The following is a 19346-nucleotide window of genomic DNA, read 5'->3' on the forward strand; positions in this document are numbered from 1 at the left end:
GAATTGTGCAAAAGTTATATGAAAAAAATGAATTTTCAACATCGCTTCAACCTCTTTAGGGAGCAAAAACAACTATATCTACGAAGGCTCACGCAACATACCAGTCACTGAAAACTTCCCTTTTTATAGTAAAAAAACCTGAAAGCACACCGCTTTCAGGTTTTCAGTTGGCGTTCGGCCATTTGTTCAGCTGTATAAATAATCACCATCGGATTTCCACCGACAAAAGCTCCGGCTGGCACGTCTTTATTGACCAGTGTGGCAGCGGAAACAATGGCACCGTCCCCAATTGTCACTCCAGGCAAAATAGTCGTATTAGCGCCGATTAAAACTTCGTCTCCTATTATAACTTCCCCTAATCGATATTCGTTAATCAAATATTCGTGGGCAAGTATAGTCGTATTATAACCGATGACCGAATTCTTTCCGACCGTGATCTTCTCCGGGAACATGACATCCGGCATGACCATTAACGCAAAAGAAGAATGCTCTCCCACTTTCATATGCAGAAACGTCTTGTAGAGCCAGTTTTTCATAGGCAAAAAAGGTGTATAACGTGCGGTTTGAATGACAATGAAATTTTTAACGACTTTCCAAAACGGCACGGTTTTATAGACATGCCATAGCGAATTTTGACCGGTGACAAAATGGCGCTCGGTGTTTCTCATTGGACTTCTTCTTTCGTCAAATGCAGCAAATCACTGATGTGCTGCAGCATATAGTCGGGATTAAAACCGGCCAAAAATTCCTCGCCTTTTACGGACCAGGCGACGCCGGCAGTGCGGACACCGGCATTTTGACCACCTTCTATATCGTGCGAATTGTCACCGATCATCAGGGCTTCGCCCGGCGCTGCCTTCAATTGTTCCAATGCCAGCAAAATCGGTTCTGGATCCGGCTTCGGCTCTTTGACTTCATCCAGGCTGACGATGACGTCGAAAATATTTCCGACTCCCATTAATTCCAGTCCGTGTTTGATGGAAGCCCCTCTTTTGGTGGAAACGATCGCCATTTTCAAGCCGCGGTTTTTCAGCAGCCTCAAGGTTTCAGCTACGCCATCATATTCTGTTACCAACTCGTCATGCAAGGTTTTATTGATGGCACGGTATTGCTCAGTCAGTTCTGCTGTGCGCCCCGGGGCAATGGCAGTAAACGTCTGTTCAAGTGAAGGCCCGATAAAATGAAGCACTTCCTGCCTTTCGAAACGGCCCGGAAAATGCTCGTCCAATACCGAAAGAAAGGTTTGGATGATCAATTCATTGGTGTCGAGCAGCGTTCCGTCAAAGTCGAATAACAGTGTATTGATGTCTTTGGTCACGAGGAAAGCACTTCCTTCCGGTTTTCTTCTGTTTTCCGCCATACATAAGAAACAAAAATCGTTAAGACCAGTGCTGTAACAAGGCGTATGATAAACAATGGCCATATGGGAATGCCAAGTGGAACGAAAATAAGCGTATCTTCCACAATGGCGTGGCAAGCCACTAGAAAGATAAAGGCCAATGTGGCATCTTTTTTACTGACGCCATCTTCCTGAACTGCTTGAATCATAACGCCTGCTCCCATGGCTAGACCGAACACCAAGCCTGATGCCAATGTCAGCGAAGCATTTTTCTGGATGCCCAGCAATCGAGTCAATGGTCCCATCGAATTGGAGATGCGCTGCAAAAAGCCTTTATCTTTTAATATTTGAATCATCAGCATCAACGGGATGACAATGATCGCCAGCTGTAAAATTCCGAAAGAGGCTTTTTCAAGTCCGAGCAGGAAAACGCCCATCCAGCTTTCCGGCGCAGCTGCAACTTCTGGAGCGAAACCATATTGGGCTGTTTCGCCGCCGCCTTTCCAAACGAGATTGATGATGATTCCTGATAAAGCGGCCAATCCGAATCGGACAACCAGAACCACCCATAGCTTAACTCCAACTTTTAACGCAACACCGGTTTCGATAAAAATATTATGGGAGAAAGAAAGCATGACCGCCAGGATAAACACTTCTTTTACGGTCAGCTCCAGAGACAGAATCCCTCCGATTCCGGCATACAAGTTTAATGCATTACCAAGAACCAAGGGAATGGCAGCATCTCCGCTAAGCCCGAAGATCCCCATGATCGGAGCAACTAAATCGATGATGAATGGCAGGACCGGTGTATATTGGAGCATCGTCACCAATAATGTAATCGGGAAAATGATTTTCCCCAATGTCCAAGTCGTATGTAGACCCGCTTTCAATCCATTTTTCAACGTAGACATTCCATTCCTTCTTTCTACTTATCCAAGTAATGCGGTGGATTTTTTAGTTTCACTCGGCGGTAAACAACGAAAACAACTGAAATGATGATGGCTATTACGGATACCAATTGGGCAGCTCGCAGTTCCCCAATCACATAGAGGCTGTCTGTTCGCATCCCTTCTATAAAGAAGCGGCCGACAGAATACCAGATGACGTAGAAAAAGAACATTTCGCCGCGCACCAGATTAACCCGGCGCAGCAGCAGCAAAATAATGATGCCGACAAAACTCCATAACGACTCATATAAAAACGTCGGGTGATAATAAGCTCCATCTATGTACATTTGATTGATGATCCAATCGGGAATGAATAGATTTTCCAAAAATGCACGGCTTACTTCCCCGCCATGCGCTTCCTGGTTGATAAAATTCCCCCAGCGGCCAATGGCCTGGCCGATTAAAATGCTGGGAGCGAGAATATCCGCCACTTTCAGGAATGACGTATTGCGGCGCTTGGTAAAAATATACGCCACAATTACTGAAGCGATAAGCGCTCCGTGAATAGCAATTCCGCCATTCCAAATGGCAATGATTTCTCCAGGATTGTCTTTATAATGATCCCATTGAAAAATCACATAATAAATGCGGGCCCCCACAATAGCCAGCGGCACCGCCCAAATCAGCAGATCCGTCAAGAAATCGGGATGAAGGCCCCGTTTGACCATTTCACGCTGGCCAACCAAAAATGCGATGATGATGCCGGTAGCAATAATGACGCCATACCAGCGGACATCGATTGGTCCGAGCGAGAAAGCGATCGGATCTATTGCAGCTAAAATCGAATACATGCCATGCACCTTCCCATTCCCTTAGTTTGTATCTTGAGCAATAACTTCATCGAGCCGTTTTGAAAACTCTTCTGCTGCATTGACGCCCATGCGTTTCAAGCGATAATTCATGGCAGCTACTTCTATGATAACGGCTAAGTTTCGCCCTGGGCGAACAGGAATTGTCAGCTTCGTTAAATCCGTATCGATGATCCGCATCTTCTCTTCTTCCAAGCCAAGGCGGTCATACGTTTTGTCCTGATCCCATAATTCCAGATCAATGACCAGTGAAATGCGTTTGAATGTCCGGACAGCACTTGCACCGAATAATGTCATGATATCGATGATGCCAACCCCTCTGATTTCAAGCAAATGCTCTATCAGTTTCGGAGGATGGCCGACTAACGTATTCTCGCCTTCCTGATGGATTTCTACGCAGTCATCCGCAACGAGGCGATGCCCTTTTTTCACAAGTTCGAGCGCAGTTTCACTTTTACCCACGCCGCTCTTGCCCGTAATCAAAACACCGACTCCGTAAATATCAACCAACACTCCATGGACCGCAGTCGTAGGCGCCAGCTGGCTTTCCAAATAATTTGTCAGCAAACTGGAGAAACGGGTGGTCGGCATTTTCGTGCGGAATACTGGCACGTGCTTTAGGTTCGATGCATCCACCAGCTCCGGCGGCACTTCCATTTCATGGGCTACAATAATTGCCGGTGTGTCGTCGGTGCAGAGTTTCAACATCCGCTCTGTCCGCTCCCTTTCTTCCAACAGCGCAAAAAAAGACAGCTCCGTTTTGCCAAGCATTTGAATCCGGTTCGCTGGATAATGTGTGAAATATCCTGCCATCTCAAGTCCAGGCCGCGAAATATCACTGATTGGAATATGCCGTCCCAGTCCGTCCTCGCCGCTGATTAATTTCAGATCAAAAGTGTCCATTACCTGTTTTACTGTTACCTGTCCCATCTTTACCCTCATTCCTTTTACACTCAAAACGCAAAGAACTTTGTTTGAAGTTCTTTCAGCATTCTGACGGTTTGCTCCTATTTTAACACGGAAAACTTTAATTTGAAGATTTTCGTGTCTCCTTTCTGCAAGCTTCCATCTATATGGACAGTAAAGGAGGAATTTGACAATGAAAATAATGATAGATGCAGGCCATGGACCTAATACTCCGGGCAAGCGCTCCCCCGACGGACGCCTCCGGGAATTCCACTTTAATGCGGCAGTCGCAGATGAAGTCAAGAAGCGGCTCATATTAGACGGCCATTCCGTCTTTTTCAGCCATCAACCCGACCAGGATGTGTCTCTCCATGAACGGACGGCGCTTGCTAACCGGTTAAAAGCAGATTTATTCGTCTCCATTCACGCAAACGCTTTTGGCTCTGTTTTTAATGACACCCAAGGAATTGAAACGTTCATCTATACCAAATCAAGTGCAGACAGTATAAAATTTGCCGGTTCGATTCAACAGGCATTGATTTTGTCAACGCACCGGAAAAATCGCGGCGTCAAAAAAGCCGATTTTGCCGTACTCCGTGATACCGGAATGCCGGCTGTTCTAATTGAATGCGGCTTTATGACAAACCGTGAAGAAACCGAATTATTAAAACTGGATGCTTACCGGAAACGCTGTGCCAGCGCTATCGCATTTGGCATCGGTTGTGCCATTTAACATCCGCGCCCCGTGAAAGCTGAATTTGCTTTCACGGGGCTTTTTATTTTGCCGTGCTTTAACAGCCCGATTGGTTCATCTAATAATCAGTGGGGATAAAGCTTCCAGTTCTGCTACACTTATTGCATAGTGAACAAAATGAAGAGGTGGACTATGAACAAAACAATTGGCATTCTTGCACATGTTGATGCAGGAAAAACGACGTTTTCTGAACAATTGCTATATCATACCAAAAGCATTCGGCAGCGCGGGCGCGTTGACCATCAAGACGCTTTTCTCGATAGCCATGAAATTGAAAAAAACAGAGGCATCACCATTTTTGCGGATCAAGCGATGTTTTCCTACAACGATTCTACTTATTACTTGATCGACACACCGGGACATGTCGATTTCTCAGCAGAAATGGAACGCGCCATTCAGGTTTTGGATATTGCCATCATCATCGTCAGTGCCGTTGATGGCGTTGAAGGACATACGGAAACAGTTTGGCAGCTCCTGAAGAAATACCGGGTACCGACTTTCTTCTTTATCAATAAAACCGATCGCGAAGGCGCAGAGGTGAATCGGGTTTTAACAGAGATCCGCAGCAGCCTTACGCCGGATGTATTTGATGTGACCGCTTCTTTTCATAACGGTGAAATGGACGATGAGCTGATTGAGTTTCTGGCTGAACGCAATGAAACTCTATTGGAATACTATATGGATTACGGGTACGATCCCGAACTTTGGCTGCAAACCTTGAAAACAATGATTCAAAATCAGCAGTTGTTCGCTGCTGCCGGCGGTTCAGCATTGAAAGATACTGGAGTTATTGAGTTCTTCGATCAACTTGACCAACTGACGGCAACTGCCTATTCAGATGAAGAAGAATTCGCTGCTCAAGTGTATAAAATCCGCCACGAAGCGAACGGCAACCGCCTTACTTTTATCAAAGTGCTGAGTGGCATTTTGCGGGTACGGGATGAAGTCGCTTATGGGGCTGCCGAAAACCGGCTTCACGAAAAAGCGACTCAGCTCCGCATATACAACGGCCATAAATTCCAACCGGTAGAGCAAGCGAGAGCTGGCGAACTGGTCGCTGTTGCCGGACTTTCAGAAACTTGCATCGGAGACGGTTTGGGAAAATTGGCTGCACGGGCATCTTTTGGTATGGTGCCGGCATTAAAATCAAAAGTATTAGTTGATCCTGCCGCTAATATCAAGGAAGTACTGAGAGGCTTTATGCTGCTCAATGCTGAAGATCCTTCACTGCGTGTAGTATGGGATGAGCATTTCCAGGAGATCCATATCCATGTCATGGGTGTGATCCAGCTTGAAATCCTTGAACAAATCGTCAAAGAGCGCTTCGGCTTTCAAGTTTCATTCGGAGATCCTGAAATTCTTTATAAGGAAACAATTGAGCAGCCCGTTACGGGCTACGGCCATTTTGAACCGCTCCGCCATTATGCAGAAGTCCATCTCAAGGTTGAACCGGCACCTCGCGGAAGCGGCATTACTTTGGCCAACATTTGCCATGCCGATGCTTTATCCATCGGCAACCAGAACTTAGTGCTCCATCATTTGAAAGAACGGGACCATCATGGCCTGCTCACCGGCTCAGCATTAACTGATGTCAAAATCACTTTATTGACCGGCCGTGGCCATAACCAGCATACTGCCGGCGGCGATTTCCGCGAAGCCGCTTACCGGGCACTTCGCCAAGGACTTGAAAAAGCCCAAAACCGCTTGCTGGAACCTGTCTATCATTTCAAGATTAAAGTGGAAATGGACCATATGGGGAAAGTTTTATCTGATATCCAGCAATCCCATGGCAGTTTTAATGCCCCTGAATTATTAGACGGCAAAGCTTTTATCGAAGGAAGGGTGCCAGTGGCCACTTTTATGAACTACAGCACTGAATTCGCTTCTTTCACCCACGGAAAAGGGACGCTTACGCTGCTGCCCGGCGGCTATGATTTTTGCCATAACGAAGAAGAAATTATCACAAAACAAGGTTACAATAAAGATGCGGACCCGGAATACACATCAACCTCTATCTTTTGTGCCAAAGGACAAGGCTATAAAGTTCCTTGGGACGAAGCAGAAGCCGCTATGCACTGCCTTTAAAATTTATTGGAAAAGAGGGAATCCGTATGTATGAAGCAAAGATGAAAGAAACAGATTCAGATGTCATCCAATTTATCGAAGAGACGGTGGAAAATCCAAAGAAAAAACAAGATGCTTACCGGTTGCTTGAGATTTTTCAAGAAACCAGCGGATACCCGCCGAAAATGTGGGGGCCGAGCATCATCGGATTCGGGTCCTATCATTATGTTTACGCTTCCGGCCATTCAGGCGATGCACCGCTTGCCGGCTTTTCTCCACGGAAAGCGAAAATCAGTTTGTATATTGCATCTGGCGATCCGGACTATGAACAGCGGCTTGCTAAACTGGGCAAGCATACCAGCGGAAAATCCTGCGTCTACATCAACAAACTTGAAGACATCGATACCGCAGTCTTAAAAGAGTTGATTATTCAATCCATGGATTTTACTAAAAAGTTATATGCAGAATACAATTGAAAAAGCCAGAAAAGCGGTTATCTGCTTTTCTGGCTTTTGCTATTCCATTAATAAAGACTCGCAAATATCTTTTACTCCGGCCATCCCTAAAATCGCCATAAAACTTTTTTGGATGCCCAAATGGCCGTTTTTAGGATTGTGCCATTCTTCCAGTGTATGGGCCCCGCCAAAGTCACCGCCGAGCCCAATCGTAATCGAAGGAATCCCGAGGCTCATCGGATAATTTGAATCAGTACTGCTCGGTTCTCCCAGCCTCGGCTGCCCACCGATCGATTTGACGGCGGCACAGGCAATTTGGACAATTGGCGCTTCTGGCGATTGGCTGGCCGGCGCCCGGTTGCCGAAACGGACAACTTCCACTTTTAAGCGGTCATCGCCCCAGCGGCGATTTTCGTCTTCAGCCGCTTTTTGGACAATTTCCAAAAAGCGGCTTTCCAATGTTCCGAGTTCTTGTTCATCATTGGATCGCAAATCGACAGCCATGCTTGCTTCATGGGCAATCGCGTTCACCGAAGTGCCTCCTGATACTTGGCCAACTGAAAACGTCGTTTTCGGCCGGGAAGGAGTCTCAAAATCTGCAATTGCTGCAATCGCCCGGCCAAGTGCATGCGTCGCACTTGGTGTCCCGAATGCCCCAAAGCTATGGCCGCCCGGACCTTTATATGTAATGGTATAGCGAAAACTTCCTGTTGCAAGATAAGTGATATGGTTGAATCCTTCGCCGTCCATCGATACAAAAGCATCAATGTCAGGACGCGCAGCAAAAAACGCTTTGACTCCTCGCAAGTCCCCGGCTCCCTCTTCGCCGACAGTTCCACCGAATAGGAGATCTCCGCTGATTTTTATCCCTGCTTCCTTCATCGCCCGCACGACCGCCAGCAATTCTGCCAGTCCCCGTGTATCGTCGCCAATTCCCGGTGCGTAAAGAATGCCGTCTTTCTGGTGCACAGTTGTATCCGTGCCTTCCGGAAATACCGTATCCAGATGGGCTGAAACAAAAACCCTTGGTCCATCACCAATTCCTCTGCGCATTCCAAAAACATTGCCTTCTGCATCCATTTGAACTTCTTCAAGTCCAAGTGCCTGCAGCCGGCGCATAAAGTCTTCAGCCCGCTGCTGTTCTTTAAAAGGCGGTGCTGGAATTTCCGTTAAGGCAATCTGGTCTGCAATGGTTTGATGGTGATCTTGCTCAATGAATGACAATCCCTTTTTTACTGCTTCATCTTCTTTCAACTGATTAAAGGCTTCTGTTATCCGGGTTGAAATGGTCGTTTCTGCCACGTACTCTCCTCCTTATCATTTTTAGTTCTTGTTCAATTTTGGAGTTGCTACCTTATTTAAACCGTACTGCATATGTCATTAGAGCTCAAGAAACGAAAAAAAGCCGGCATGCTCTATGCCGGCTTTTTTCTATAATTTATTCAACTGTCAAATAGCGCACAAGTACAGAACCGGTTTTGGTTTCTCCATAGACCAAAAGAGGCGCTGCCACAGCTTCTCCGCTTTCTTTTGAAAAACGGATGGACTTTTGCATAAACTGTCCTTGTTCATGGGTATGTTCAACATCTGAAAGCAAGACATCCATTTTGCCGAGGTTGGAAGAAACTTCCCCTCTTAATGGCAAGTGGGAAGGAATATAAATTTCTACATTTCCTGCCAATGTTTTCGCTTCCACTTTGCGGGCTTCTTTGCATCTTGATGTCACTACGACATTGCCATTCAACGATTTTGCTTCTGTTGTCTGGATGTCACCATCAATATAAATGCGGCCGTTCAAAGTTTCTGTTTCCATTACTTTCCCCTGGACATCCTGCACTTGGATTGCACCATTTGCTGTTTCTAGTTCAGCATCATCAAAATCGACATTTTTCAATTCGATTTTGCCGTTTGCAGTTTTCACTTTGATCAAAGCTGCATCAATGCGCTTCATTGAAAAACCGCCGTTGAATAAACGGGCAGCAATGTGGGTATACTTTTTGGCTGGTACATACAGCACCACATTTACTTGCGTTGTTTTCATATCACTGATGATGCGGAGTTTCTGATCATCTGCAATGAAAACAAATTTATCAAGAAAATCTTCTTTTGCCTGCTCTTCCGATTCTGCCCGATAAGCTTTTACGCTGCACTCAGCACGGATTGTATCGTCTTGCGACGGGAAGATTTCCAGCTGGCCATTCGCAATATCGGTGATGATGTTGTTGACATCGATATTTTCCTGTTTGAAGGTATGGCTGAACTGTATCGCATCCCCGAATGGAGAATCGAATTCCATCGTTTTCAATTTCCCGACTGAACTTTGCATAAACTGCATCATGCGGTCGCTCAATTGGTTAAAGTCTTTGGAAAGGTTTTTCGAGAAATCTTTCGAGAAATCACGTGAAAAATCTTTAGAGAATTTTTTCACCATGTCTTCCGGACGGAACAAGCCCCGTCTGCCGCGCTTTTCCCGATAATCATGGCGGCCGTAATCACGCGAGGACTGTTCCCGTTCCCCACCGCCGTCTATTGCTCTCAATAGCTCTACTGCTTCTCTTGCCGTAATGGTGCCTTTTTCCACCATATCCAATATGCGTTCTTTTTCACTTTGCATGTATTGCGGCCTCCTCTTCGTCGGTTTAATGAAAAGCGGAAGCTAGACAAAAACCGAACTTGATAGTCTCTTAATTGATACGTTTCGAATCAAAAAAAGTTTCACTTCGCTACTTTTTTCTTGCGCGTTGCTTTTTTAACTAAGGTTTCCATACGGGCGCGATCACGTTCCAGAATCGGTCCCAGATATTTCCCGGTATAAGAATCCTGGGAAGCTGCTATGTCTTCCGGTGTTCCGGTTGCAATAATTGTCCCGCCTTTGTCTCCGCCTTCCGGCCCAAGATCGATAATATAATCAGCTGTTTTAATGACATCCAGATTATGCTCGATGGTCAAAACCGTATCGCCATTATCAACCAAACGCTGCAGCACAAGAAGCAAGCGTGAAATGTCATCCGCATGGAGGCCAGTTGTCGGCTCATCCAATATATAGAAAGATTTGCCGTTGGAACGTTTATGAAGTTCAGAAGCGAGTTTCACCCGCTGCGCTTCTCCTCCCGACAAAGTGGTTGCCGGCTGTCCCAGCGTAACATAGCCTAAACCGACATCGACAATCGTTTTCAATTTACGATAAATCTTCGGATGGTTCTCAAAGAATTGTGCAGCTGTTTCAACGGTCATTTCCAATACATCGGCAATGCTCTTGTCTTTATACTTCACTTCCAGCGTTTCCCGGTTGTAGCGTTTGCCATGGCAAACTTCGCATGGAACATAAACATCCGGCAGGAAATGCATTTCTATTTTTATAATACCATCTCCGCGGCAAGCTTCACAGCGTCCACCCTTAACGTTAAAACTGAAACGCCCTTTTTTATAGCCTCGCACTTTTGCTTCATTCGTTGAGGCGTAGACATCGCGGATATCGTCGAATACCCCGGTATAAGTGGCAGGATTGGACCGTGGCGTACGGCCGATTGGTGATTGGTCAATATCAATCACTTTTTCAAGTTCATCGATGCCTTCCAAGGACTCATGTTTGCCCGGTTTTGTTCGAGCCCGGTTCAATCTGCTCGCCAGTGATTTGTACAAGATCTCATTGACCAATGTACTTTTTCCTGATCCAGAGACACCCGTGACGGCAACGAATAAGCCCAGCGGAATATCAACATCCACTTTTTTTAAGTTATTTTCATTTGCTCCACGAATGGATATCGCCCGGCCATCGGATTCTCTGCGCTCTGCAGGCAGTGGAATAAATTTCGTTCCATTCAAATACTGGCCAGTCAATGATTTTTTATTCTTCATCACTTTTTCAGGCGTGCCTGCGGCGATAATTTCGCCTCCGTGTACTCCTGCTCCAGGCCCGATATCAATTAAATAGTCTGCCGCGAGCATAGTATCTTCATCATGCTCTACGACGATTAATGTATTGCCAAGATCACGCATTTCTTTCAATGCGCCAATCAAGCGGTCATTATCTCTTTGGTGAAGGCCGATTGAAGGTTCATCCAAGATATAGAGCACTCCTGTCAGCCTTGAACCGATTTGCGTCGCAAGCCGGATGCGCTGGGCTTCTCCGCCCGACAACGTGCCGGATGCCCGGTTCAAAGTCAAATAATCGAGGCCGACATTGATCAAGAAGCTAACCCGTTCACGAATTTCACGGACAATCGCACTGGCAATCTGCGCGTCTTTTTCCGATAAAACCAGGTTTGCAAAAAATTCGTCCGCTTCCACGATAGAAAACTCGGAAACTGCACCAATATGCAATTTATTCACTTTCACTGCGAGGGTTTCGGGTTTTAAGCGGTACCCTTGGCAAGCCGGACATGGCTGCTCGCCCATATATTTTTCCATTTGTTCCCGTGTCCAATCTGAAGATGTTTCACGGAAACGGCGGTCTACATTGGTTACGACACCCTCAAAATGAATATGGTTATCACGGATTTGCCCGTAATCATTTTCATAACGGAAACGGATTTTATCATGGCCGGAACCATACAGCAAAATCTGGACATGCTCTTCCGGCAATTCGCTGACTGGAACCGTCATATCAATCTTATAATGTTTGCAGACGGCTTTGAGCATTTGAGGATAATACTGTGAGCTCGTCGGCTTCCACGGAGCTATCGCGTCATTTTCCAACGATAAGTTCCAATCCGGAATAACCAGTTCCGGATCTACTTCCAGTTTATGGCCAATTCCGTCGCATTCTGCGCAAGCACCGAACGGTGAGTTGAACGAAAACATGCGCGGTTCCAGTTCGCCGATGGAAAATCCACAAATCGGACAAGCATGGTGTTCACTAAACAGCAATTCTTCCTGTTCCATGACATCTACCAGAACCCGGCCATCCGCAATTCGCAGCGCGGATTCCAGAGAATCGCTCAGCCGCGGCGCAATGCCTTCTTTCATAATGATCCGGTCGATGACCACTTCAATCGAGTGTTTTTTGTTTTTATCCAAGTCGATATTGTCATCAAGATCTATTAAATCGCCGTTGACACGGACGCGGACATAACCTTGCTTTTTGATGTCCTCCAGTAATTTGACATGCGTCCCTTTTCTGCCTGCCACTACCGGTGCTAAAATCTGCATTTTTGTCCGTTCCGGATACTCCAGCAAGCGGTCCACCATTTGTTCAATCGTCTGGGAAGAAATTTCAATGCCATGATTGGGGCAGACCGGTTTACCAATGCGCGCATACATCAGCCGCATATAATCATAAATTTCTGTTACCGTCGCTACAGTAGAACGGGGGTTTTTGCTGGTTGTTTTTTGATCGATCGATATCGCCGGTGATAACCCTTCAATCAAATCGACATCCGGTTTGTCCATTTGCCCAAGAAATTGGCGGGCATAAGAAGACAGCGATTCGACGTACCGGCGCTGTCCTTCTGCATAAATCGTATCAAATGCCAAAGAAGATTTGCCTGAACCGGAAAGGCCTGTCATTACCACCAGCTGATCCCGTGGAATGACGACATCTATATTTTTTAAATTATGTGCACGTGCACCTTGTATACGTATTTCCTGATTTTTCAAGTTTTATCACCCTTCCGCTTTCAATTCGAGCACAGTGTCCCGAAGTTCGGCTGCCCGTTCGAAATCGAGCGCTTTTGCCGCTTCTTTCATTTCTTTTTCCAGCAGCGTAATCAGTTTCACGCGGTCTTCTTTTTTGAGTTTTTTGCCTGCTGCCGCTTTTGAAACATATTCTTCTGTCTCTTCAGCTGCTGTAGTAGCCCGAATAACATCTCTGATTTTCTTTTGTATGGTAATCGGTGTAATGCCGTGTTTTTCATTGTATTCGGCTTGTATGGTACGCCGGCGAGTCGTTTCATCAATCGCTTTCCGCATTGAATCGGTCATTTTGTCAGCATACATAATGACATGGCCATTGGAGTTTCGTGCAGCGCGCCCCATCGTCTGAATAAGTGAACGCTCTGAGCGCAAGAAGCCTTCTTTGTCTGCGTCGAGTATGGTCACCAAGGAGACTTCCGGAATATCGAGTCCTTCCCGAAGCAAGTTAATGCCGACAAGAACGTCATAAACACCCATCCGCAATTCCCGGATGATTTCAATCCGTTCTAATGTCTTAATCTCCGAATGCAGGTAATTGACTTTTATGCCTGCTTCTTTTAAATACGCCGTCAAATCTTCGGACATTTTTTTTGTCAATGTCGTTACAAGCACCCGTTCATTGCGCTCAGTGCGCTGCCGGATTTCGTCCATCAAGTCATCAATCTGCCCTTCTATCGGACGCACTTCAATGGTCGGGTCCAATAGTCCTGTCGGCCGAATGATTTGTTCCACCATTTCCGGTGTATGTTCAAGCTCATAAGGGCCTGGCGTCGCTGATACGAAAACAGCCTGGTGGATATGCTTTTCGAATTCGTCAAATGTCAGCGGCCGGTTGTCCATAGCCGAAGGCAAACGGAATCCGTGATCCACTAATACTTTTTTGCGTGCCTGGTCCCCATTGAACATGCCGCGGACTTGCGGCAAGGTCACATGGCTTTCATCCACTACCAGCAGGAAATCATCCGGGAAATAATCAATGAGCGTATAGGGCTGAGCACCTGGAGGCCGCAGCGTCAAATGGCGGGAGTAGTTTTCAATGCCTGAACAAAAGCCCATTTCGCGCATCATTTCCAAGTCATAGCGTGTACGCTGTTCGAGGCGCTGAGCTTCGAGCAACTTATCTTCTGCCCGCATTTCCTTTAATCGCTCTTCCAGTTCCGCTTCGATGTTCTCAATGGCTTTGACCATTTTTTCTTCCCGCGTAACAAAGTGGGATGCCGGGAAAATGGCCACATGTTCCCGTTCACCGATGATTTCACCCGTCAAAGCATCCACTTCACGGATCCGGTCAATTTCATCTCCAAAAAACTCAACACGCAAACAGCGTTCATCGCGAGATGCCGGAAAGATTTCCACTACATCGCCCCGTACCCGGAAAGTTCCGCGGATAAAGTTGATGTCATTGCGTTCATATTGAACGTCGACTAATTTTCGCAAAAGCTGATTGCGCTCGATTTCCATTCCTTTTCTAAGGGATACTACAAGTTCACGGTATTCCTTTGGCGAACCGAGGCCATATATGCACGATACCGAAGCTATGACGATGACATCATCCCGTTCGAACAGCGAACTTGTCGCCGAGTGCCGCAATTTATCGATTTCATCATTGATGCTGGCATCTTTTTCTATATAAGTATCCGATTGCGGCACATAGGCTTCCGGTTGATAGTAATCATAATAGCTGACGAAGTATTCAACCGCATTATCCGGAAAAAATTCCTTGAATTCACTGTAAAGCTGCCCTGCTAAGGTTTTGTTATGGGCCATAACCAATGTAGGTTTTTTCACTTGCTGAATCACATTTGACATGGTGTAGGTCTTCCCAGTGCCTGTTGCTCCAAGCAAAGTCTGGCAGCGCTTGCCGTTTATGATTCCTTGAGTCAACTCCGCAATTGCTTGAGGCTGATCACCTGCCGGTTCATAAGGCGCCTGGAGTTTGAATTCCTGTTTCATAATTGATGTCCTCCTGTTTGTTTCACTCTCTCTATTTTATCATATGCCCTAAAATTCCCCTAACAAAAAGCGAACGTATGTTTTTTCTCTTGTCTTTTTTTAGACAAAATAAAAAAACCGCTCACTGAGGAGCGGTTTTTTCGTTATTCTTCATCGCATTTTAAAGCCTGCAATTGGGCTGAATAGTTGGCGAATGCTTCACGGTCATTAGTGTCCAGGGCTTGGTCGATAAGCGTCATGAGCTGTTCTTCTTGCTGAGAGCGGTGTACATGCTTCAAAAACAAATCCAAATAGATATCATTGAGCAGTTTTTCCGCTTCTGTAATTTTCTTTGTTTGAGCCATCGCTTTCATGAAGTCAGCATAAGAATAATAGTTTTCCATTCTTCATCACCCCGAATGCTTTTCATTAGTATACATTAAAAGTCTATCAATAATCAAATGTTTTTTGAAAATTCTAATGAAATAGAAAAGATTTTATTTTTAGACTAAGCCATTGCTAATCTTCCATTTGTTGTTACAATATTTATGTATAGTAAATTTAGGGGGTATAAGTTAATGGGCAATAAGAATCATAATCCCTCTTCATATACGGTGTGCAGCAATACATATGCACTTTTGCCGTATATAGACGGACATCGAACGTGGACACGTGTAATTGAAGATCGAAGTGAATTCATTGTGGAAGAATCGGTTTTTAAAATTGTAAGTTCTTCTTGTACTTTCTACAGAGGATCGATGGAAAGCGCCACTCTTTATTCTCAAAAAGCAGTTCGCGTCAAACATAAGCCCCCCATTATCATCGGTGAGTATTACGGCAATCCGCTTCTGTTCTTTCCTACTCACTCTCCGAAAAACAAAGAATCGGTTTGGTTCAACTTTGATGCTGTCGAGCTAGTCGAAAGCGATGACACCGGAAAAGGCAGCATAATTTCCTTAAGCAATGGTGTAGCTGTCCCACTTGATGTGTCTCCTGTCGCTTTAAGAAACCAGCATTCTTTTGCAGGTTCTCTGCGCAGGTTTTTTAAAAATGCTCAGCAAGTCCATCAGCATCAAATGGTATATTTGACGAAACGCAGATATCCCCCCAGAAGACAACATCCTCTTGATTGAGTTTTCCGATTGAAATAACAAAGAGACAGACTGAAACTGCTGCAGCCTTTTAAGCATCACGCTCCTGTATGTATAGCTCTGCCTCTTTGTAATCTGCCCGCTGCCAAGACCTTCATTATAAAAACATCTTAAATTTCCTGGTAAGACATCGCTAAATAAACACGCAGCAATTCCTCTACCCGGTTGCGCAAACGCACATTCAAATAGCGCCGGTGGTCTTCATAACCCCCATGGTAAAATACGTATTCGGTGAATGTATCATCTCCAGTTCCTTTTATCATCTTCATATGGTGCTTGCGCATATGGATTTTTGTTTCTTGCAGCTCTTTATGAACCTGCTTGATGGCGCCATCCACTAATTCAATATACGGCCTCTTTAGTTTAAAAGATCCTTTTTCGAATAACATACGGTCACGTTCCAAGATGATTAAAACCATCGGCAAATAAATGGCTTTTTCAAAATGGACAATTTCCTCTTGTGAGATCAACGGCATTTTTACACCTCCTCAAAAAGGGAACGTTTGTTCTCTTTATTAATTCTACTCCGAATTCAGTAAATTGCAAGACTTGAAAGCAAAAAAAATCTGTGCCGCTATTGGCACAGATTTTTTTATCTTATTGTTATTTCTTATTTAATCGATCGGTAAACCCATAGTGAACCGACAAAGAAAATGGATGAAACCCACATAAAAGCTTCATGTGAAAACCAGACAGCTATCGATATGCCGCTAAACGATAAAATTGTGAAGATTCCAGCAAACATCCGGCTCTGTAAATCCCGCTGATGCTCCCGCTGCCGCCCATCCCGATTTTCCAAGTAATGGCGCATCCGTTCCGGCTCTTCGAGATAGTTGATGATTTTTTGCGGCAAAACACGGAGCGGCCCTGTTGCATTAATTGCCCAGCGCAGCACGTCTTCTTTGCCAATAATCCGCTTGCCTTCTTTTTGAGAAGCCGCCCATTCCAATATGCGCGGCCGGGCGAGCGCCAATAAATCAATAGCGGGGTCCAGCACATGGAGAACGCCTACAAAAATTGATGTAGCCCGGCCAAAAAATGCGAATTCAGCAGGCAACTGGACAGGCTGTGTCCGGACAATATCCTGTATATCGCGGAGCAAGCGCTCTACAACAAAACTGTCCATCTGCATCAATTCATTAGACTGATACGCTGCAACCAGCCGTGCAATGGTGTCTGCTAAAAGATCCCGATCCGCATGCGGCAAGAGGAAACGCAATTCTTCAAGGGCATCCAGCACTTGATCATAGTTTTGAAAAACAATGCCTTCAGCTATCCGCAGCACTGCTTGGGCGTCCGACTTGGAAATAGTTCCGGTCATGCCGAAATCTATCAGCACAATAGTGCCGTCCGGTTTCAACAAAATATTGCCGCCATGCGGATCGGCATGAAATTGGCCGCCATTAAGGACCTGTTCCAAAAATAAAATAAACAGCCGTTCTGCGATGGCATGGCGATCAAGATTATGTTTCTCAATAAAAGCGAGGTCGGTTATGCGCGCGCCTTCGATCCACTCCATTACCAGTACGCGGCGCGTTGAGAGATCGTCAAAATAAATTGGAAAACGAACGCCTTCCATCTCTTTGAAACGGTCGGAAAATGAGCGTCCGCTTTGAAGTTCCTGCAAAAAGTTCAACTCTGCTCCAATTGTTTCGGTCATTTCCCGGTACAATTGCCGGAAGTCGATTTGTTTGGACAGCGGCGTGAACGTTTTCAACATCCAAACAACAATCCGCATCGCTTGAAAATCAGCCCGCAAAATACGGTCTGTCCCAGGCCGTTGCACTTTTACAGCCACTTCGGTTCCGTCTCTTAGCACGCCTTTGTAAACTTCTCCGATAGAGGCTGATGCCACAGCAGCATCCGATAAATCGGTCAAAAAACTGGAATATGGAGAGTTCCAGTCTTTTTCAAGAACAGAAACGATTTTTTTGCGTGACACTGAAGGTACACGGTCTGTCAAACCTTCGAGTTCCTGAAGAAATGTCGGAGGCATAATATCCGCCCGCGTCGACAAAAATTGTCCCAGTTTAATCATAAGCCCGCCAAGCTTCAAAGCTAAAATTTTATAATTTTTTGCCTGCTTCGTAACAAGCTTTTCCCATTTCTCTTCAACAAGCGGATTCCAATTTCCGCGGTAGCGGCGCTGGAAAAGCATCGCTTGAGTGTAAAATTTAATGGCCATATAAACAATCCGATAAATGCGGATCAAAGCGATACGGTTCATAAAAAAGTCCCCTCTCTGCGCTTAATTATAGAGTCTGATGGCGGAATAGTCCAAAAAGTGGTATGTTTTTAACGGATGGAACGATTAAAAGGGGGATGGAAATGGACACAATTCATTATGAACAGCATGGCAATTTGGCCTTCATCACATTGAACCGGCCGGATTCCATGAACGCCTTCAACTATGACATGTTGGCTGAACTGGGACAAGTGGTCGAAGCAATCCGGATCAATCCGGATATCCGTGTTGTCATCTTTACAGGTGCTGGAGAAAAGGCATTCAGTGTCGGAGCTGACTTGAAAGAACGCAAGACATTGACTGAACAGCATGTGAAGCGCAATATCTTTAAAATCGGGGAAGTTTTTACTACGATTGAAAACTTGCCGCAGCCGACCATTGCCATGATTAACGGCTTTGCCTTCGGCGGCGGAATGGAGCTGGCACTCGCTTGTGATTTCCGCATCGTCACGGATGATACGCTGCTCGGGTTAACCGAAACCAGCCTTGCCATCATCCCAGGAGCCGGGGGCACACAACGGCTGCCGCGTTTGATCGGCGAGTCAAAAGCGATGGAACTGATTTTGACGGCACGCCGATTAAAACCGGCTGAAGCGCTGGACTATGGCCTCGTCACCAAAGTAGCGCCGCGCAACGAGCTGGTCGACGTCACCGCCCAGTTTGCCGATATGATGCTGGCTAACGGCCCAATTGCCTTGCAGCAAGCGAAATTTGCCATTAAAAATGGCATGAACGCCGATTTGCAGACCGGCCTGAACATCGAACGGAAAGCTTACGAGCTGACCATTCCGACAGAGGACCGGGTTGAGGCATTGATGGCATTCAGTGAAAAACGGAAACCTGTGTTTAAAGGGAAATAATATCGGATCAGAAAAAAGCCGTGCTGGATGCACGGCTTTTTGATTGGCGTTGCGTTGACGCAGACAACTTGAAGAAAACCCATAAAAAGAAGGAGCATCTCTTCGGAGTGCTCCTTCTTTTTCTATTGGCTGCCAATTTCCTTATGGCCAAAAGGCCTTTGCACGTAAATCCTTAATTAGTTACAGAATGCCTTTTAGCAGCCTAGCAGTTTGAGGGATAAATTAACTATGAAAAATAATATTTTTAATT

General features: G+C 45.7%; 17 protein-coding genes. 5 read left to right on the forward strand and 12 right to left on the reverse strand.

The genetic code is table 11. The features are described 5' to 3' along the window. Nucleotides 1-155: 155 nt before the first annotated feature. From ACSFXN_RS16845 to hprK, 5 genes are read right to left on the reverse strand one after another with little or no spacing between them, the layout of a single operon-like run. Nucleotides 156-668: an acyltransferase gene (locus ACSFXN_RS16845; RefSeq protein WP_300992033.1), complete on the reverse strand. Its 513-nt coding sequence runs from the start codon at nt 666-668 to the stop codon at nt 156-158. Further along, nucleotides 665-1360: a pyrophosphatase PpaX gene (ppaX, locus tag ACSFXN_RS16850; protein WP_437151282.1), complete on the reverse strand. Its 696-nt coding sequence runs from the start codon at nt 1358-1360 to the stop codon at nt 665-667. The genes ACSFXN_RS16845 and ppaX overlap by 4 nt, the downstream gene beginning before the upstream one ends. Further along, entirely contained in the window at nt 1315-2250 is a 936-nt protein-coding gene (locus tag ACSFXN_RS16855) for a nucleoside recognition domain-containing protein (RefSeq protein WP_437151284.1), read from the reverse strand. The genes ppaX and ACSFXN_RS16855 overlap by 46 nt, the downstream gene beginning before the upstream one ends. Before the next feature lie 14 nt (nt 2251-2264). After that, nucleotides 2265-3077 (reverse strand): prolipoprotein diacylglyceryl transferase, encoded by an 813-nt coding sequence (lgt, locus tag ACSFXN_RS16860; RefSeq protein ID WP_300992030.1) that lies wholly within the window; start codon nt 3075-3077, stop codon nt 2265-2267. Nucleotides 3078-3098: 21 nt separating this feature from the next. Beyond that, complete coding sequence (hprK, locus tag ACSFXN_RS16865; RefSeq protein WP_300992029.1) at nt 3099-4025, reverse strand: HPr(Ser) kinase/phosphatase; 927 nt, start codon at nt 4023-4025, stop codon at nt 3099-3101. A 169-nt stretch (nt 4026-4194) separates the two neighbouring features. Here hprK and ACSFXN_RS16870 point away from each other — a divergent pair, with 169 nt between their 5' ends. The 3 genes from ACSFXN_RS16870 to ACSFXN_RS16880 all read left to right on the forward strand — a co-directional run bounded on the left by ACSFXN_RS16870 (nt 4195) and on the right by ACSFXN_RS16880 (nt 7295). Next, nucleotides 4195-4734, forward strand: coding sequence for an N-acetylmuramoyl-L-alanine amidase family protein (locus tag ACSFXN_RS16870; protein ID WP_437151286.1), 540 nt, complete (start codon nt 4195-4197; stop codon nt 4732-4734). 153 nt (nt 4735-4887) lie between these two features. Further along, complete coding sequence (locus tag ACSFXN_RS16875) at nt 4888-6840, forward strand: GTP-binding protein (RefSeq protein WP_437151288.1); 1953 nt, start codon at nt 4888-4890, stop codon at nt 6838-6840. Between the two features lie 26 nt (nt 6841-6866). Continuing rightward, the gene (locus tag ACSFXN_RS16880) at nt 6867-7295 is read left to right on the forward strand and encodes a DUF1801 domain-containing protein (protein ID WP_437151290.1); all 429 of its coding nucleotides are present in this window, start codon (nt 6867-6869) and stop codon (nt 7293-7295) included. A 39-nt stretch (nt 7296-7334) separates the two neighbouring features. Here the strand turns inward: ACSFXN_RS16880 and ACSFXN_RS16885 are convergent, their stop codons facing one another. The 5 genes from ACSFXN_RS16885 to ACSFXN_RS16905 all read right to left on the reverse strand — a co-directional run bounded on the left by ACSFXN_RS16885 (nt 7335) and on the right by ACSFXN_RS16905 (nt 15244). Continuing rightward, on the reverse strand, nt 7335-8576 hold the full coding sequence (locus ACSFXN_RS16885; RefSeq protein WP_437151292.1) for a M20/M25/M40 family metallo-hydrolase: 1242 nt from the start codon (nt 8574-8576) through the stop codon (nt 7335-7337). Nucleotides 8577-8712: 136 nt separating this feature from the next. After that, nucleotides 8713-9888, reverse strand: coding sequence for a DUF4097 family beta strand repeat-containing protein (locus ACSFXN_RS16890; protein WP_437151294.1), 1176 nt, complete (start codon nt 9886-9888; stop codon nt 8713-8715). Nucleotides 9889-9989: 101 nt separating this feature from the next. Continuing rightward, the gene (uvrA, locus tag ACSFXN_RS16895) at nt 9990-12872 is read right to left on the reverse strand and encodes an excinuclease ABC subunit UvrA (RefSeq protein WP_437151296.1); all 2883 of its coding nucleotides are present in this window, start codon (nt 12870-12872) and stop codon (nt 9990-9992) included. A gap of 6 nt (nt 12873-12878) precedes the next feature. Further along, nucleotides 12879-14861 carry an excinuclease ABC subunit UvrB gene (gene uvrB, locus ACSFXN_RS16900; protein WP_437151298.1) on the reverse strand — a complete coding sequence of 661 codons (1983 nt, stop codon included), beginning with the start codon at nt 14859-14861 and terminating at the stop codon, nt 12879-12881. 143 nt (nt 14862-15004) lie between these two features. Further along, nucleotides 15005-15244 carry an IDEAL domain-containing protein gene (locus ACSFXN_RS16905; RefSeq protein ID WP_300992020.1) on the reverse strand — a complete coding sequence of 80 codons (240 nt, stop codon included), beginning with the start codon at nt 15242-15244 and terminating at the stop codon, nt 15005-15007. Nucleotides 15245-15418: 174 nt separating this feature from the next. On the opposite strand from ACSFXN_RS16905, the gene ACSFXN_RS16910 reads away from it, so the two are divergent. Continuing rightward, nucleotides 15419-15973 (forward strand): competence protein ComK, encoded by a 555-nt coding sequence (locus ACSFXN_RS16910; protein WP_437151300.1) that lies wholly within the window; start codon nt 15419-15421, stop codon nt 15971-15973. Nucleotides 15974-16101: 128 nt separating this feature from the next. Here the strand turns inward: ACSFXN_RS16910 and ACSFXN_RS16915 are convergent, their stop codons facing one another. Then, nucleotides 16102-16467 (reverse strand): hypothetical protein, encoded by a 366-nt coding sequence (locus ACSFXN_RS16915; protein ID WP_301857559.1) that lies wholly within the window; start codon nt 16465-16467, stop codon nt 16102-16104. Between the two features lie 134 nt (nt 16468-16601). Further along, nucleotides 16602-18218, reverse strand: a complete 1617-nt coding sequence (locus ACSFXN_RS16920) for an ABC1 kinase family protein (protein WP_437151302.1) — start codon at nt 18216-18218, stop codon at nt 16602-16604. A gap of 101 nt (nt 18219-18319) precedes the next feature. Here ACSFXN_RS16920 and ACSFXN_RS16925 point away from each other — a divergent pair, with 101 nt between their 5' ends. Beyond that, nucleotides 18320-19096, forward strand: coding sequence for an enoyl-CoA hydratase-related protein (locus tag ACSFXN_RS16925; protein WP_437151303.1), 777 nt, complete (start codon nt 18320-18322; stop codon nt 19094-19096). Nucleotides 19097-19346 lie beyond the last annotated feature (250 nt).

The organism is Planococcus sp. 1R117A, assembly GCF_051417975.1.
Classification (GTDB): domain Bacteria; phylum Bacillota; class Bacilli; order Bacillales_A; family Planococcaceae; genus Planococcus; species Planococcus shenhongbingii.